We start from the raw sequence: 17,338 nt of genomic DNA on the forward strand, positions 1-17,338 counted from the left end.
CCGGACCAGTAGGTCAGGGGAGGACCTGGATTGCATAAATGAAAACGCTAATGGATGCATGTGCTCGTAGGCTTCCCCTCCGATTGGAGATCCTGCCGTCAGGGCGGTGCATCCCTTATCGATACAGCCTTATCGGCAGAAAGAAGTGGATGGTTCATGACGACCGCCCTTGAATTCGTCAGACAGTTGGGCCTGGGTTGGAACCTGGGCAACACCTTCGATGCTTTTCCCCTCCAAGGAGAGCATGAGAAGGCCGTGAAAGAGGGTCGGACCTGGACCCCGGAGGATCAGGAGAAGCTCTGGTTCAACCAGCCCTTCACCCCTGAGTGCGCCCGCCTGGTCAAGCAGGCCGGGTTCGACACCATCCGCATCCCGGTGACCTGGGTGGAGTGGATTGACGGGGAGGGCCACGTGGACTCCATCTGGATGAACGCGGTCCGCCGGGCCGTCGACTGGAGCTTGGATGCCGGGCTCAAGGTGATAGTCAATGTCCATCACGATGGTGGTGAGGGTGATCTCCCTTGGATTCGTAAAGCGGACAAGGATCCGGATGGAGTCTGCAGTCGGTTCGCCGGCCTCTGGCGTGAGATCGCCGACACCTTCAAGGATTACGGGCAGGACCTCATTCTGGAGGGTGGCAACGAGATTGGCTTCGATGGCATGGACCGGGACCAGGCCTATGCACTCTTGGAAAGGCTCAACCAGATTTTCGTTGACACGGTCAGGGCCAGTGGATCGCACAACGCCGACCGCTTCCTGCTGATTCCCGGTTACAACACCGACACGGCCATGACCTGTGACTCCCGTTACCACCTGCCTAAAGATAGCGTAGCGGACCGGCTGATCGTATCCATCCACTATTACTCCCCGGCCGACTTCGCCCTGGCAACACACGACACCACTTGGTGCAAACCCAGGCAGGAGTGGGGCAGTGAGGCGGACGTCAAGGCAATGGAGGCCGACTTCGCCGCCCAGCGCCGTCGCTTTGTCGATACCGGCATCCCCGTGATCATCGGAGAGTACGGTCTGCTGACCGAGGCCGTGGACGGGAAGGACCATGCCAGTAACCTCAAGTGGATATCGACCGCTCTAAACTGCTGCCGCGAGAACGGATCCTGCCCGATCCTCTGGGATACCTCCACCAAGGAGATGTGTTTCCTGGACCGGACCACTGGCCGCTTCTTCGACCCCGACATGGCCTCCTTATTCGCCCAGGCCAGGGCGGACCGCCAGTAGGGAGGTGCCGCGATGACCCTGTTCAACTGCAAACCCGCCCGCCGGATCGCCTCAGGATTCCACCCGGATCCGACCATCTGCCGTGCCCCCTCGGGCCGCTACTTCCTGGCCAACAGCTCTTTCGAGTATTTCCCGGGCCTTCCCATATACGAGAGTGGCGACGGGAAGCATTGGGCCCTGGTAGGGAACGCCATGGACCGCCCCTCCCAGTTCCCCTGCGAGGGCATGGGCAACAGCGGGGGCATCTATGCTCCGACCCTGCGCTGGCATGATGGCCTGTTCTACCTGATCGTCACCAACGTCAACAAGGGGACCATGATCATGACCACGCCGGACCCCCACCAGGGATGGTCCGATCCTCTGTGGATCAAGGGGTGGCCCGGTATTGACCCCACCCTTCTCTTCGATGACGATGGAACCGTCTACATCTGCGGCAATGAAAGCGACCAGGTTGACCAGGAAGGTCATAGGGAGGTCCCCGGTATCTACCTGTCCCGTCTGGATGTGGGCACGGGAACCGTCCTGTCTAAGAGGGAGAGAATCTGCGGAGGGACCACCGGGGCAAATCCTGAGGGGCCCCACATGTACAAGCGGGATGGCCTCTACTATCTGATGTGGGCGGAGGGGGGCACCGAGGCTGGTCACATGGAGAACATGGCCCGTTCCGCCTCGCCCACAGGCCCCTACGAGATGTGTCCGGGCAACCCCCTGATCACCAACCGGAGCACCCACCTGACCCTTCAGGCCATCGGCCACTGCGACTGCGCCGGATTCGATGAGGACCGCACCCTGATGGTCTTCCACGGAACCCGGAACAACCATGAGTATCCCGCCCAGGGTTGGCTGGGCAGGGAGTCCTATGCGGTCTGGTTCGCATGGAAGGATGGATGGCCCACCCTGGCCGACCAGTCCTACGATGTCCCCCTTCTGGGCAAGGGGGAGGCCCTTGAGGATCAGGTTGACTGGATCACCCCCTCCCTGGACAGGGCAGGTCGTTTTAGCGTGGCGGATTCGGGCGACCCAACGGCGACCCGCATACTTGTGGAGGCCGCAGGCCATGACTTCGGCCTGGACGACGGGGCGCCCATGATCGGGACCCGGCAGACCGACTTCCGCTGTACCTTCGAGGCCACCCTCCCCGAGCCGGACCAGTTGGCTGATGGCCAGGCCGGATTGGCCGTCTACGCCAATGCCGGCCATTACATGGATCTGTCGGTGGAACCTGCGCGCAATGGTCTGGTGCATGTCCAGGTCCAGGTACACAACGCCGGCCTGGTCAGCCTGGTGGGGTCCGCAGAACTGCCGGCCGGGGCGCCCATAGGCCTTGAGGTCAGGGGGGACGAGATGGGCTACGCTTTTCGCGCTTCGGGGCGGGACGGGGATCACAATCTGGGTCATGCACCGGGCAAGGTCCTCAGCTTCACCAACGCCGGCGGCTTCACCGGAATACTTCTGGGGGTCTACGCCCATGGATCCGGACGGGTCACCTTCGATCCGGTGGCCTATCGGGTCTGAGCAATCCCCATACATTCGCAAAAATCAACAAGAGAAGTCGCCCGCTATGGAGCCATTTGGTGCCTGTCGGACGACCTGAAGGAGATTGATCATGAAACCCACATTCAGCAGCTTCCTGTTCGGGGGCGATTGGAATCCGGAACAGTGGCCGGAGGACACTTGGGAACAGGACATCGAAAAGCTCGAGGACGCCCACATCAACGAGGCCACCATCAACGTCTTCTCCTGGGCCCTTCTGCAACCTTCGGAAGACGGATATGACTTCTCCATGCTGGATAAGATTGTGGCCCTCCTGGTCAAGCACCGGTTCAACATCGTCATGGCTACGGGGACGGCGGCCCTGCCTGCCTGGATGGTCAGGACCCACCCAGAGGTGATTCGGACCGACCAGGAGGGCAGGCATCGCGTTTTCGGTGGCCGACATAACTTCTGCCCCACCAGTGAATACTTCCGACAGGCATCCGGGGCTCTGGCAGACCACCTGGCCGAACGCTACGCCGCCACCCCGGGCCTGGTGGCCTGGCATGTGGGCAACGAGTACGGCGGTGGCGGCGGCCTGTGTTACTGCGAGGGCTGTGCCCGGGCCTTCCGTGTCTGGCTGAAGGAGAAGTACGGCACGGTCCAGGCCCTCAACCAGGCCTGGTGCACCAACTTCTGGAGCCACACCATCTACGACTGGGATGACGTGGTTCCACCCGTGACCTACGGCGACGGGATCGGTGAGAACAAGTGTGTGATCTCCGGGTTGCAGATGGATTACCGCCGCTTCCAGGAGCAGGCACAACTGGCCTGCTTCACCAATGAGCGCGATGCCATCCGCCGTCACGACGGTTCCACGCCGATCACCACCAACCTGATGGGGACCTTCAAGGACCTGGACTACTTCGAGTGGGCCCAGCAGATGGACTTGGTCAGCTGGGACAACTATCCGGGCATGGACACCCCACCCAGTTTCACCGCAATGTCCCACGACCTTATGCGGGGGGTGGGCGGCGGCCGACCCTTCATGCTGATGGAGCAGACGCCCAACCAGCAGAACTGGTTCCCCTTCTGCAAGGTCAAGCGGCCCGGCGAGGTCCGCAAACTCAGTTGGGAGGCCGTGGCCCATGGGGCCGACACGGTGCAGTTCTTCCAGATGAAACAGTCCCGGGGTGGCTGCGAGCGCTTCCACGGGGCTGTCATAGACCACAGCGGCAGTGAGGAATCCCGGGTCTTCAAGGAGACCGCTGCCCTGGGGGCCGAGCTGGATCGGGTGGGGGCCCGTCTCATGGGTAGCCGAGTGGTGGCCAGGGTGGCCATGATGTTCGACTGGCAGAGCTACTGGTCCCTGGAAGGTTGCATAGGACCCACGGCAGGCTTCTCCTACCCCCAGGAGGTCCACCGCTTCTACCGCCCCCTTTACCGCCGCAACCTGGCTGTGGATTTCATCTCCAGCACGTCCCCGGTCGAGACACTGAAGAAGTATGACCTGATCCTGGCCCCGGCTCTGATTTCGCTATTGCCCGGTGTGGCAGACCACCTGGAGTCCTATGTGTCCGACGGTGGCACCTTCGTCACCGGTTATATGGCTGGTATCCACGATGAACGCGACCTGGTGGTTCCAGGCGGGTATCCGGGTGTTCTGAAGGGGCTGACCGGGGTCTGGGTCGAGGAGATCGATGCCCTGGCGCCTGACGAAACCATACCGGTGGAGGGCCTGGCAACTGCTGACGGCCAGCCTGCCGGTCAGATCGTGGCCAGCCTGATTCATTGCGAGGGAGCCAAACCCCTTGCCACCTACGGGGGCGGCGACTTCTACGCCGGCAGCCCGGCCCTGACGGTGAACGATTTCGGCAGGGGGAGGGCCTACTTCGTTGGCACTCCTTTGGACGAGGCCGGCATGGATGCCTTCATGGATCCCATCATTGACAGCCTGGGGCTCCCCGCGGTCGATACTCCCAAGGACGTCAGCCTTTCCATTCGCCAATCGGATGACGGGACACGGTATGCCATTGTGATCAACTCGGCCCACTCGCCAGTCACCACCGACCTTCCCCTCCTGAGGGGCGGTGAGGAACTCTTGGGCGGTGGCCGAGTGTCTGGCCCATTGGACCTGCCTCCCTACGGGGTGGCTCTGGTCGCGCTGGCCTGACTTGTCAACGGTGAACCTGAGTATCCGGGTTCTGTTATGGCTGGCATCAAGGAGTTCTGAACTACGATAGTCAGACGGCCGGCTCCCCCTGCCCCCTGAAGGTCCGCTTGATCCAGGCGGCCGCGAGACGTGGCCAGATCTGTACGCAGGGTTCGATTCCATTGGTTCCCTGCCAGGCGGTCTCTTCGGTCCCCAGGCCCAGACCGTGACCTCCGTGGGGGAAGAGGTGGGCTTCCACGCTGACGCCAGCCTGCTTGCACGCTTCTACTAGCATGAGGGTGTTCTCCGGAGGGACCAGGCCATCCTCCATGGTGTGCCAGACGAATACGGGCGGGGTCTTGCTGTCTATGTGCTTCTCGATGGAAACCGCCTCTAGGGCCTCAGGGTCCTCCTTCTTGTCGCCCAAGAGGTGGTCGATGCTCCCTCGGTGGGCGAGGGGGCCGGAGGTGATGACCGGATAGCCCAGCATAAGACCGTCGGGGCGGACGGCGTCGGGGTCGTAGCCGTGGGGCCTGAGGTCCTGGTCTCCGGCGGTCGTGGCCAGGTTGGCTGCCAGGTGGCCGCCGGCTGAGAAGCCCATGATGCTGATGGCCTTGGGGTCCACGTGCCACTGCTCGGCATGCTCACGGATGCGCTTCATGGCTTCAGCCGCTTCGACCAGGGCTGTCGGGTACACGGAGGGCCAGCAGGAATAGCGCAGGACGAAGGCATTGCAGCCAGCCGCCAGGAACTGTACGGCGATGGGCTCGGCCTCCCTGTCCGAGGTCATCTCATAGCCGCCCCCGGGGATGACCAGGACCGATGGGCGGACCCGGTCCGGCACTACCTCCTCGCTGTTGTCCAGGCTGTAGCCGACGAACTTGGCCCGGCTGCCGTCAATCCCCTCAATCTCCTGCTCGAAATACTGCATCTGCTCTCATCCTCTTTGATACTTAGGGCCCGCAGGCCGTGATTCATTGTAAATCACCAGGTGGCTCGGCGGTCCTTTAGAAGGTCACGGTCACGTCTACGGGATTTTCGCTGGTCTGGGGTGGTACTATCCCGCCACTCAGTTCGTGGCCGTCCAGGCTGACCGAACGCCTTCCAGTCCGCTTCATGGAAATCCGATAGGTGACCCCCCTCCAGGCCCTGCCGATGGTCAATTCGTTGAATTCGGTGGGCAGGTGGGGTTCGATAGCCAGCCCGTCCAAGGTGGGCCTGACCCCCAGCAGGTACTGGGAGACATCCACGAAGGACCAGGCGGCCGTGCCTGTCAGCCAGGAGTTCTTTCCCTCGCCGGGGGTGGGGGACTCGGGACCGGCCATCATCTGGCAGTAGACGTAGGGTTCCACCTTGCGGATGTCGGACTTCTCCTCGAGGTAGGCCGGGCAGGTACGCCTGTAGACTGCAAAGGCCTCCTCGTCATCGCCGACCATGGCGTTGGCTATGGAGATCCAGGGGTTGACGTGGCAGAAGATACCGCCATTCTCTTTGTAACCCTTTGGATAGGAGGAGATTTCGCCCAGTTCGATCCGGTAGGTGGAATAGGCGGGGGCCAGGATGGCGGTACCCCAGGAGGAGGTCAGCCTCTCCTTGACCGAGGTCAAAGCCTGTCGGGCCTTGCCGTCACCAAGACCAATACCGGCCATCACGCACATCCCCTGAGGTTCGATGTAGATCTGCCCCTCAGTGTCAGTGTGGGAACCGACAGGACGGGAGTAAGCATCGTAGGCCCTGAGGAACCACCGGCCGTCCCAGCCGGCACCCTCCACGGCATGGGTCATCTTCTCGATGGCCTGGCGGATCGTGGCAGTCTCCTGGGCCACAGCCTCCCTGCCCATCCCGCAATCCGTTCCGTAATGGTCGAGGATGTCGGCGTAGTGGCCGGCGTAGAGGACGAACATGCCTCCGATCAGAACCGACTCAGCCACGCCTGTGTCATTGTTCTCGACGGTCTGGAAACTCTCTCCCGGCGTATCGGAGAAGCAGTTGAGGTCAAGGCAGTCATTCCAATCGGCCCGTCCGATCAGGGGGAGCTTATGCGGACCCAGGTGGTTCATTGTGAACCCGACCGATCTGCGTAGGTGCTCCAGGAGGGGCTCTTCGGTCTTTTCCACATTGTTGAAGGGGACGGGCTCCTCCAGGATGGAGGAATCCCCGGTCTCGGCCAGGTAGGCGTAGGTACCGGCCACCAGCCAGAGAGGGTCATCGTTGAAGCCGCCGCCAATGTCGGCGTTCCCTCTCTTGGTCAGGGGCTGGTACTGATGCCAGGCCGACCCATCCTCCAGCTGGGTTGAGGCGATGTCGATGATGCGCTGACGGGCGCGGCCGGGGATCAGGTGGACGAAGCCCAGGAGATCCTGGTTGGAGTCGCGGAAGCCCATTCCCCTCCCCGTGCCCGACTCGAAATAGGATGCCGAACGCGAAAGGTTGAAGGTGACCATGCACTGGTACTGATGCCAGATGTTGACCATCCGGTCCAGGCGAGGATCGCCGCTGTCCACGGTGAACCGACCCAGAAGGTCGGCCCAATAGGCCTTGAGGTCGGCGAAAGCCTGGTCGACCTGGTCGTCCCTTCTGAATCGGTCGAAGAGGGCGTGTGCGGGTTTCTTGTTGATGATTCCCACCTTGGCAGGGTCATCCGGGTCCTCCCACTTGTCTTCCTTGGGCAACTGGACATAGCCCAGGATGAATACCAGGCTCTCCTCCTGGCCGGGGTCCAGGGATAGCCTGACCCTGTTGGCGGCTATGGGGAACCAACCGTGCGCAACAGAGTTGTGGGCTCTGCCTTCGGTGATGGCCTGGGGAGTGTCCCAGCCGTTGAACCGACCCAGGAATTCGTCTCTGCTGGTGTCGAACCCGCAGGTATGTCGGTTGACGCTGAAGAAGGCGTAATGGTTCCGGCGTTCCTTGTACTCGGTCTTGTGGTAGAGAAGGGTGGCTTCTGGTCCCTGCTCGACCTCCACTTCGCCTGTAGACAGGTTGCGCTGGAAGTTGCTGGAGTCGTCCACGGCGTTCCACAGGCACCACTCCACGCAGCCGGTCACATCCAGGAGGACGGGAGAGTCGGTGGTGTTCCTGATTCTCAGACGGTTGATTTCGGCATCGGCATCCACGGGAACGAAGGCGGTCATGACCGTGTCGATCCCCTTGTAGGAGGATTCGAAGACGGTATATCCGGTCCCCTGGCGGCAGCTGTACCGGTCAAGGGGGGTCCTGGAGGGCAGGAAGGTGGGGGACCAGGTGGCTAGGGGGGCGGACTCTGGGTTGTCCCGATTCATGAGGCTCAGGTAGTAGTTGCGGCTGCCATTGTCGGCAGGTATCCCGTTGTAGCGGTAGCGGGTTATCCTCTGGAGCTTGGCGTCTTTATAAAAAGAGTAACCGCCGCCTGTGTTGGAGATGAGGGAGAAGAAGTCCTGGTTGCCCAGATAGTTGATCCAGGGCAGCGGGGTGGCGGGTGTGTCGATGACATACTCCCTGGCTGCGTCGTCAAAATGACCGTATTGCATGTTCTCCCTATCCTCGATGCAACCTTGGCTCAGCCCCTTGGGTTTGGGCCGGTTGGGCAGGCCGCAGGCAGCCCTTCCGGTCTGTACCAGGGGTCACGACATCCTGAAGGCAACAGCGTTCGATTGGAATAGCTGCCGGAATCGTACCCCACTCCGGGAAGGACCGCTAGGCTGGCGACCCGCGTTTGTATTATCGTTTGACTAAGATGATAGCATTCATTAATAAACCCATAGATAAGCGTGTGTGGATTTCCTTTAATGGTTGAAATCATGCGGCGACTAACAGTTCGGAACCCCAAGGGTCGGGAATGTTGGAGGCGCTTGCAGTTATGATGGGGACCCACGAGGGCGGGCTGCAACCGCAGGGACGGGGTCCCCGCCCGCAAGGTGCCTGTGTAAAGGAGGTTCATGACCGGCGTAGAGGATTGGAACCAGTACCGGGCCGGCAAGAGGGTCACCGGATCCGGCCCAACGGTCGGATCCACTTTCTCGGAGAACCCTCGTGCTCGTCAGGTGTTTACCGGCAAGGCCTTCACCCGGCGCAAGCGGATGACCGCCGATGAACGCAGGGACCAGATTGTGAAGGCTGCCGTCAAGGTGATTGCCGTCAAAGGCTTTTGGGGGATGTCCCTGCAGGACGTGGCCGATCAGGTAGGCATCACAGAGGCCGCTCTCTACCATTACATCAACTCCAAGAACGACCTGTTCAGCATGGTCATGGAGCAGGCCTATGACTCTCCTGAAGCCGACGAATTCATCTACAAGACCTGTACGGGGACGGATGCGGACGGACACAGCCTCCTCTTCTTCCCCCGATTCTGCGCCAACAACGTTATTTTCAATGCTCGCAGGCCGGAGATGGTCAAGCTCTTCTCCATCCTGAACGGTGAGGCTCTCAGCCCTTCACACCCAGCTCACCGCTATTTCATAGGCCGCAACCAGAAGTTCTGGCAGACCATCAAGTCACTGAACTGGTGCCTGCCCAGAGGGTACGACCTGGACCGTTTCCACCACATGTGGATGCTGTGCATGTCGGCCATGGATGGCCTGCAATACCGCTGGCTGGCGGACGGGTCAGCCGACCTGGTGGCCGAGTGGCTCGCCTTCTCCGACGAGCTCTTCCCCCAGGAGAAATGGCATGGGTTCATGGACCCCAGTGACATCGACCCGGATTCTGAAGAATGCCTGGCTTCCTACGGCCTTATCACGGGTGGGGGGCAGACAGCTTAGGAACGGCAGCTTCGTTCAGACGGCGTCTGCAGTGGGACGGCGGCCGCCAAGGGTATCCGTCGGCTGAAGGACAGCAAATGATTGCAAGCGGGTAAAGCGCTATGGATATGAAAGAAACGAAAGAGAGGATTGGCATGGGCCAAGAGAGCAAGTTCATCTTCCCGTCCGATTTCACTTGGGGAACGGCCACGGCCGCCTTCCAGGTGGAAGGGGCGGCACATGAGGACGGCAGGACGGATTCCATCTGGGACACATATTGCGCCCGACCGGGCGTAGTCGTCGACGGATCCAACGGTGATGTGGCCTGCGATCAGTATCACCGCTACCCGGAAGACATAGCCCTGATGAAGCAGATGGGTGTCGGCGCCTACCGCATGTCCATATCCTGGTCCCGTATTTTTCCTACAGCCGGCGGTCCGGTGAACCGAGCCGGGCTGGACCACTACCTGAAGGTCCTTGATATGCTGCGTGACAATGGAATCAGGCCCGTCGTCACCCTATACCACTGGGACCTTCCCCAGTACCTACAGGATGCCGGAGGTTGGCCCAGCAGGGACACAGCTCTCCGTTTTGGCGACTACGCCTCCGCCCTGGCCGCTTCCTTCGGCGATCGGGTGGACACCTGGACCACCCTGAACGAGCCTTGGTGCGCGGCTTACCTGGGTTATGGGAACGGGGCCCATGCCCCCGGGATCAAGGACTACGACCAGGCCTTGGCCGCCGTCCACCATCTGAACCTGGCCCATGGACTGGCCTGCCAGGCCATCAGGGCCCAGGTTGGGCAGGATGCCCGACTCTCGGTCACCCTCAACCTTCAGGTGACCCGGGCGGCCTCGGACAGCCCGGAGGACCTCGCCGCCAAGAAGAGGGCCGACCTCTTCGCCAACGAGGTCTTCCTGGCCCCCATGCTGGAGGGGGCTTATCCGGAAGGCGTCAGTCAGGCGGCGAGGGGGGACACCGACTGGCGCTTCGTGCAGGACGGTGACCTGGAAACCATCCACCAGCCCCTTGACGTCCTGGGATTGAACTACTACGCCACCACCTATGTAAAGGCCAGGAGGGCTGATGACGAATCCGCCGATGCCTCGGTCGGTCCCGAGGGCAAGCTGGTCGATCGCCATGCCAACGCTATGCCGGCCCAGGATAGCGTGGAGGGGCAGGCCCCGCAGGGAGAGCTGACGGGAATGGGCTGGAACCAGGAACCCCAGGGTCTGACCGATGTGCTGGTGGAGATGGGCCGACGTTTCCCCGACATGGAACTCATGGTGACCGAGAACGGCTCCGCCTGGGATGACCAGGTCAGTCAGGATCCGGACGCGCCCGGCGGGAAGATCGTCCACGACCCCAAGCGGGTGGCCTATCTGGAAGAGCATGTCAAGGCTGTGGCCAAGGCCATTCAGGCCGGGTGTCGGGTGACCGGCTACTTTGCCTGGTCCCTGCTGGACAACTTTGAGTGGGCCCTGGGCTACACCAAGCGCTTTGGGTTGATCAGGGTCGACTATGACACCCAGGAGCGGATCTGGAAGGATTCCGGTCTGCGTTACGCGCAAATCATCCGTGATCGCGCAGTCTGAGCAAGACGGCATACAAGGCATACAAAGGTTACTGCAAGGCGGTTGGGCATCGCTGTCCGACCGCCTTCTTTGTCTTAGATCCAGCTGGACAGCCACATGTGCATGCGCCAGAAGTCATAGGGGATGGGCATGGCGGTCCACAGCGGGTAGAAGAAGACTGAGGTCAGGCCCAGCAGGGTCAGGCCCATGATCATGGTCTGCCGGTAGAGGACGATGTCCGAGTTCTGCCGCAGCCAGTTGACCACGTAGCAGATGGCCAGGATCATCCAGGGCAGGATGACGATGGAATAGAAAGTGAAGGTGGTCCGGTTCATGTATTGGATCCAGGGTAGCCAGCCGGCCAGCATGCCTGCCAGGACCCCCCAGATCCGCCAATCTCCGTGCTTGATCACGACGGCGATGACGATGGCTAGGATCATGCAGATGCTGCCCAGCCACCAGGTCAGAGGATTGCCCAAGGATGTGACTGCGGCTACGCAGGGAGAGTCCTTGGCCAGTCCGCACAGGCCGGGGAAACCCGTGAGCTTCTGCCAGTAGAAACTGGTGGGCCTGACCTGCAAGGGCCAAGTCAGGGGGTTGGCCATGTATGGGTGGCGGGTATGCAGGGTGGTGTGGAAGCGCCACATCTGCCGGTGGTATTCAGCCAGGGACCGCAGCCCTTCCGGCAGCCAGGTCAGGCCTTGGCCAGGGTGCTGGGCCGCCCAATTGTGCATGAAGGAATCGTCGTGCAGGAACCATCCCGTCCAGGAGGCCAAATAGGTGCCCGCCCAGATGGGGATCATAAGCAAGGCCGCTGGCAGCCCGTCCCTGAACACGGCGCTCTGCAGCCAGGATCCATACCCTGCTTGATGACGCTCCCAGCCATCCCAGAGCACCGAGATCAGGGCGAAGACAGCGAAGAAGTAGGCGCCCGACCACTTGGTCCCCGTGGCTAGGCCCAGTAGCAGGGCGGCTCCGGTCCGCCACCAGGACCAGGCGATGAAGGGGCCGGTGGTGGCCACGGGCAGTTCGACACGGCTTTTCTGCCCTGGCTGTCCCTGTGACTGAATGACCTTCACCCGGTAGTGCAGACGGAAATCAGCCCGGTCCTTGGCCCAGGATTGTCGTAGTCTGGCCCTGGCCCAGTCCCGATGGCCCATCAGACACAGCCAGGCTCCCAGAACGAAGATCATGACGAAGTTGTCCAGCAGGCCGGTGCGGCTCATGACGATGCCCAGACCGTCTATGGCCATGAGGAAGCCGGCCGTCAGGGCGATGGGCAGGTTGTGGAAGAGGCGCAGAGCTACACGGCAGAGCAGCAGGATGGCGATGGTGCCGGCCAGAGCGGTGGCCACTCGCCAGGCGAAGGGATTGCCTGCTCCGCCGAACAGTTTGAGACCCAAGGCGATGCACCACTTGCCTACCGGCGGGTGAACCACGTATTCGGCCTGGGGCAACCAGTCGCTTGTCTGCCCCTGGGCGAAGATCTGGTCGATGGGTAGGTTCAGCGGGCCGGCTTTTTTGGGCCAGTTGCGTGGCTCGCCGGTCATCAGCATGGTCCAGGCGTCTTTGACGTAATATGTCTCGTCGAAGACGATGGCCCGGGGGCTGCCCAGCCGCACAAACCGCAAGAGCCCGCCTAAAAGAGCCATGAGTATGCAGGCCAACCAGCCGCTCTGCCGATGGGAGGGCCTGTGGATCCGGTTGACCCGACCCTTGGTGTGCTGACCCATGGGCGTGCTGAAGATAGATAGCATGACAGGGCGACCAGACCGGTGGGCGGCGTGCCTGCCGTGTCTGGAGGAGCGATGCTGCGAAGAAAGCCCTGCCAAAGATGTCATCACCCCTAGATTAGGCCATACTAAAGGCATGAGCAGCACGAATGGCCGGAGCGATGGACATATGCAGGGCAGAGAAAGTCATGAGAAGCCGATTCCACCTAGTGTTTCACGTGGAACGGTAGTGTTGGCGGCCACGCCTATTGGCAATGTCTCCGATGCCTCGAAACGTTTGGTGGAGCTCCTGCAGTCGGCGGACCTGGTTGCTGCGGAAGACACGCGGCGGCTCTACGACTTAGCCAACCGATTGGGCGTGCGTGTAGGCGGCAGGGTTATGGCCTATCACGATCATAATGAGCGACGGATGGCCGATCCCATTTTGGATCAGGTTCGTGACGGAGCCTGCGTGCTGGTGGTCTCGGATGCGGGTATGCCCACCATCAACGATCCGGGCATGGCCATCGTAAAGCGGGCCATCGAACGAGGCATACCGGTCACCTGCGCTCCCGGCCCCAGTGCTGTGCTGGACGCTCTGGCTCTCTCCGGTCTGCCGACTGACCGCTTCTGTTACGAAGGGTTTCTTCCCCGCCGACATCAGGAGCGGTTGCGGCATCTGCGCACTCTGCGCAGCGAGGAGCGGACCATGGTCTTCTACGAGACACCCCACCGCATTGATCAGGCTATGCAGGACCTTCAGAAGGTCTTCGGCTCCGACCGGCTCATGGCCCTCTGCAGGGAGCTGACCAAGGATCATGAGCAGATCCGGCGAGGTACCGTTGGCGACATTGTGCGCTCCCTCCAGGAGGATCCCCCAAGGGGGGAGATGGTCCTGGTCGTGGCTGGTGCTTCTGCTTTGGAGGCCAGGCGCAACGACCCTGAGGCCATGGATGATCGGCAGTTGGCAGACCTGGCACGCGAACTGGCCAGATCCGAGGGCCTACGGCTCAAGGAGGCTATCGCCCGGGTGGCTGCCGAGCATCCCTTGGCCGATGGCAGCCTGCCTAATCGCAAGCGGATCTATGCCTTGGCCGTTGAAGAGGATAAGGAGGACTGATTCCCGTCCCCTTCATCCAGCAGCACCTCGAGTGCTCTGCGCACACCGGGCCCACCCAGCTGTGAGACGGTTTCCAGCAGTGCCGGCGAAGCGGCGGGATTGGCCACCAGCCACCGGCGCAGCCGGGGCTCTTCTCGGGCGATGGTCCAGAGGATGCTCGGGTCGGTCTCGGGGTCTGTGGCCATCAGTGCCGTTGGCACCAAGGGAGGCTCTGGCGGTGGGGCCCGCCCCTCGGCCATTGGTTCGAGGCTATTGGGTTCGTCTTGACTCCAATCGTCTTCCGTTGAGGGGTGCGACCGGCTGCTGATGGCAGTCATGAGCCGGGTCATGCGTTCAGTAGCGGAAGATTCACGACAGTGTCTGATCCTATCCAGGTGCCGATGATGGCCATGACTACGTCGGCCGTCCCTCATCGCCTTATTCATAGGATCGCCTTGAGCCGTCTTATGGTATCCAGTCCTTGAGCGTGGCCAGGCCATCGGGGGTTGGAGGACAGAAGCGCCTCGCAGGATCCGCAGCTGACATGATACCGCTCCATGAGCTCATGGAGAACCGCCATGATGTCCTCACCGTTGCATTGGCCCGTGGGCTCGCAGGCCAAATCACAGGCCGTCCAGAGCGGCGAAGTCACCCAGAGCCGCCCAAGCTTCATCAGATAACGGGCATCCAGCTGTCGCTGATGGGGGCGAAGGGGCCTGCCGTAAACCGGCGTGCGGAAGTGGGAGTTGGAGATGATGTCCAGAGCATCGGGGAAATGGCCGTTGATCCATACCCAGAGCGCCAGTCCGCCGCATGCTGCTGCACCGTAAGGGACCATGGACATGACGATCGAGGCGCGACCGTAGAGTCCCTCCGCCTGTTCGTTCAGGTAGCAACAGGATCGGTCCAGGCAGGTCACGATTCCCTCGTTCACCAGCAGGCTGAGGCTGAGCGGACCTGGCAGATCTCCGATCTGAATCAGACTGGGCAGCGGTTTGGGCTCAGGAACCGGGGTTCCGAATTCGGTCGTAGGCGGACGGCCACGGGTGCGCGTTGGGCCTGTTCCGTATCGTGGCCCGAAACACTGCTGAGCGGTGTCGACGAGCGGTGCCCGGCCTGGCGGCTTGGTTGTAGCTCTAAGGGTGCGGCTGGCGCCAAGGGTAGTGGCAGGCGCCCACGTCGCTCCCCCGAGGACGTGTTCTCGATTCATGGTTCGACTGTAAAGGGCCGTATCCGGGCTTGCCTGAAGGAGGCCTAAATTTGTGAACTTGTGGATAATCTGCTTGACAGCCGGCAGTCTTGTGGATGAGGCGGGGGATTGTAGGCCTAAGCCGATAATCTTGCTGGTATGAGTCATATCCTTGTTTCCGTCGCCTGGCCCTATGCAAATGGGCCCCGTCACATCGGCCACGTCGCTGGGTTCGGCGTCCCTTCGGATGTCTATGCACGCTACGAACGCATGAAGGGCAATGATGTCCTTATGGTTTCGGGGACCGACGAGCACGGCACTCCCATCCTGGTGGAGGCTGATGCTGAAGGAGTAGGTCCCCAAGAGATTGCCGATCGCTACAACCGGGTCATCGTCAAGGACCTGTGCGATCTGGGACTCAGCTATGACCTCTTCACCAGGACCACGACCGGCAATCACGAGAAGGTGGTGCAGGAGCTTTTCCGTCAGTGCCGGGCCAATGGCTACATCTATGAGGGTCAACAGAAGGTGGCTATCTCGCCTTCCACCGGACGAACCCTGCCGGACCGCTATATTGAGGGGACCTGCCCCATCTGTGGTGCCGATGGCGCTCGCGGCGACCAGTGCGACAACTGCGGCAACGAGCTGGATCCGGACGAGCTGATCAACCCTGTGTCCAAGATCAATGGGGAGACGCCCCGGTTTGAGGAGTCCAAGCACTTCTTCTTGGATCTTCCCGCCCTGGCCGAGGCCAATCTGGCCTGGTTGAAGACCCGCAAGGGCTGGCGCAGCAACGTACTCAACTTCTCCCTGGGGCTCTTCAAGGAGGTCAAGCCACGGGCCATCACCCGCGACATCGACTGGGGCATTCCCGTGCCTGTGGACGGGTGGGTCGACGACCCCAACAAGAAACTCTACGTCTGGTTCGACGCCGTCATCGGCTACCTGTCGGCATCCATCGAATGGGCCCGCCGTCAGGGCGACCCCGAGGCATGGCGCAAGTGGTGGAATGATCCCAAGGCCCTGGGCTACTACTTCATGGGCAAGGACAACATCACCTTCCACTCGCAGATCTGGCCCTCGGAGATTCTGGCTTACAACGGCAAGGGATCCAAGGGAGGAGAGCCGGGGCCCTACGGCGAGCTCAACCTGCCTGAGCAGGTGGTGGCCAGCGAGTTCATGACCATGGAGGGCAAGAAGTTCAGCTCCTCCCGAGGCATCGTCATCTACGTCAAGGACATCCTGGCACGTTACCCGGTCGATGCAGTTCGCTACTACATTTCCATTGCCGGGCCGGAGACTTCGGACTCGGACTTCACCTGGGCGGAGTTCGTCCGGCACAACAACGAGGAGCTGGCCGCCTCCTGGGGCAACCTGGTCAATCGCGTTGCCAACCTGCTCAACAAGGATTTCGGTCAGATCCCTCACATTGAAGAAGGTTGGCTGACTGAAGAGGACCGGACTCTCCTGGAGGAGTCCCGGTCGGCCTTCGACACTGTGGGATCCCTGATCGAGCGCCAGCGCCAGAAGGCTGCTCTGGGTGAGGCTATGGCCCTGGTCAGCGATATCAACAAGTACCTATCGGCACAGGAACCATGGAAAATCAAGGAGGACCAGGACCGCCTGGCCACCGTCCTCCACACCGCCGCCCAGGCTGTCTGCGACGCCAACACCCTTCTGGCCCCCTTCCTGCCACACTCGGCCCAGAAGGTCTACGAAACCATGGGAGGTGAGGGGACCTTCTCCCCTTTGCCCCATCTGGAGGAGGTCCAGGACCTGGACAAGCCCGGCTTCTCTTACCCGATCATCACTGGTACCTACCAGCTGGGCGTCAATGTGCACCCTTGGAGGAGCGAGCCTGTAAAGGAGGGGGCCCTGATCGCCAGACCCGCCCCCATCTTCGCCAAAATCCCCAAGGAGGCCGTGCAGGAGGAACTGGATCGGTTCCAGGCCCAATCGGACGAGCGCAAGGCTAAGGAAAAGGCACGCTTCGAGGCCGAGCAGATCAAATTGAAGACTGCGGAAAACGGATCTGAGGAAGGCTGACCCCCCCCCCCTCCACTGTGCCTTTCTGGATTCCTGGTCGCCTTTACCGGGCCCTGACCGGACCTACGGGAGGAAGACCAGGTACATACAGGGGCACAGGATTCACAGGGAACTTTGAGCTTATCCTACCCGGACTTAC

The 17,338-nt window shown here is 61.5% G+C and carries 12 protein-coding genes; 7 read left to right on the forward strand and 5 right to left on the reverse strand.

What is annotated here, in order from left to right:
• Nucleotides 1-156: 156 nt before the first annotated feature.
• From H3T90_RS05765 to H3T90_RS05775, 3 genes are all read left to right on the forward strand, one after another.
• Complete coding sequence (locus tag H3T90_RS05765) at nucleotides 157-1,236, forward strand: glycoside hydrolase family 5 protein (protein WP_198229908.1); 1,080 nt, start codon at nucleotides 157-159, stop codon at nucleotides 1,234-1,236.
• Nucleotides 1,237-1,248: 12 nt separating this feature from the next.
• Complete coding sequence (locus tag H3T90_RS05770; protein WP_198229909.1) at nucleotides 1,249-2,751, forward strand: glycoside hydrolase family 43 protein; 1,503 nt, start codon at nucleotides 1,249-1,251, stop codon at nucleotides 2,749-2,751.
• A gap of 91 nt (nucleotides 2,752-2,842) precedes the next feature.
• Nucleotides 2,843-4,882 (forward strand): beta-galactosidase, encoded by a 2,040-nt coding sequence (locus tag H3T90_RS05775; RefSeq protein ID WP_198229910.1) that lies wholly within the window; start codon nucleotides 2,843-2,845, stop codon nucleotides 4,880-4,882.
• A 70-nt stretch (nucleotides 4,883-4,952) separates the two neighbouring features.
• Here the strand turns inward: H3T90_RS05775 and H3T90_RS05780 are convergent, their stop codons facing one another.
• Nucleotides 4,953-5,792 (reverse strand): alpha/beta hydrolase, encoded by an 840-nt coding sequence (locus tag H3T90_RS05780; RefSeq protein ID WP_198229911.1) that lies wholly within the window; start codon nucleotides 5,790-5,792, stop codon nucleotides 4,953-4,955.
• A gap of 76 nt (nucleotides 5,793-5,868) precedes the next feature.
• Entirely contained in the window at nucleotides 5,869-8,370 is a 2,502-nt protein-coding gene (locus tag H3T90_RS05785) for a glycoside hydrolase family 94 protein (RefSeq protein ID WP_198229912.1), read from the reverse strand.
• A gap of 408 nt (nucleotides 8,371-8,778) precedes the next feature.
• On the opposite strand from H3T90_RS05785, the gene H3T90_RS05790 reads away from it, so the two are divergent.
• Together H3T90_RS05790 and H3T90_RS05795 are read left to right on the forward strand one after the other, a co-directional pair.
• Entirely contained in the window at nucleotides 8,779-9,600 is an 822-nt protein-coding gene (locus H3T90_RS05790) for a TetR/AcrR family transcriptional regulator (RefSeq protein ID WP_110424761.1), read from the forward strand.
• Nucleotides 9,601-9,707: 107 nt separating this feature from the next.
• Entirely contained in the window at nucleotides 9,708-11,174 is a 1,467-nt protein-coding gene (locus H3T90_RS05795; RefSeq protein WP_232350603.1) for a glycoside hydrolase family 1 protein, read from the forward strand.
• Nucleotides 11,175-11,248: 74 nt separating this feature from the next.
• On the opposite strand, the gene H3T90_RS05800 is transcribed toward H3T90_RS05795, so the two are convergent.
• The gene (locus H3T90_RS05800; RefSeq protein ID WP_232350623.1) at nucleotides 11,249-12,805 is read right to left on the reverse strand and encodes a dolichyl-phosphate-mannose--protein mannosyltransferase; all 1,557 of its coding nucleotides are present in this window, start codon (nucleotides 12,803-12,805) and stop codon (nucleotides 11,249-11,251) included.
• Nucleotides 12,806-13,055: 250 nt separating this feature from the next.
• Between H3T90_RS05800 and rsmI the strand changes: the two genes are divergently transcribed.
• Nucleotides 13,056-13,985 (forward strand): 16S rRNA (cytidine(1402)-2'-O)-methyltransferase, encoded by a 930-nt coding sequence (gene rsmI / locus H3T90_RS05805; protein ID WP_232350624.1) that lies wholly within the window; start codon nucleotides 13,056-13,058, stop codon nucleotides 13,983-13,985.
• Here rsmI and H3T90_RS08900 read toward each other — a convergent pair.
• Together H3T90_RS08900 and H3T90_RS05815 are read right to left on the reverse strand one after the other, a co-directional pair.
• Nucleotides 13,949-14,410 (reverse strand): variant leucine-rich repeat-containing protein, encoded by a 462-nt coding sequence (locus H3T90_RS08900; protein ID WP_232350604.1) that lies wholly within the window; start codon nucleotides 14,408-14,410, stop codon nucleotides 13,949-13,951. The two genes, rsmI and H3T90_RS08900, sit on opposite strands and share 37 nt — an antisense overlap.
• A complete protein-coding gene (locus H3T90_RS05815) occupies nucleotides 14,407-14,898 on the reverse strand; it encodes a hypothetical protein (RefSeq protein WP_141650028.1) in 492 nt (163 codons plus the stop codon). The genes H3T90_RS08900 and H3T90_RS05815 overlap by 4 nt, the downstream gene beginning before the upstream one ends.
• A gap of 414 nt (nucleotides 14,899-15,312) precedes the next feature.
• Here H3T90_RS05815 and metG point away from each other — a divergent pair, with 414 nt between their 5' ends.
• Complete coding sequence (metG, locus tag H3T90_RS05820) at nucleotides 15,313-17,199, forward strand: methionine--tRNA ligase (RefSeq protein WP_198229914.1); 1,887 nt, start codon at nucleotides 15,313-15,315, stop codon at nucleotides 17,197-17,199.
• Nucleotides 17,200-17,338: the final 139 nt, after the last annotated feature.

The organism is Bifidobacterium polysaccharolyticum (assembly GCF_016101585.1).
GTDB lineage: Bacteria > Actinomycetota > Actinomycetes > Actinomycetales > Bifidobacteriaceae > Bombiscardovia > Bombiscardovia polysaccharolytica.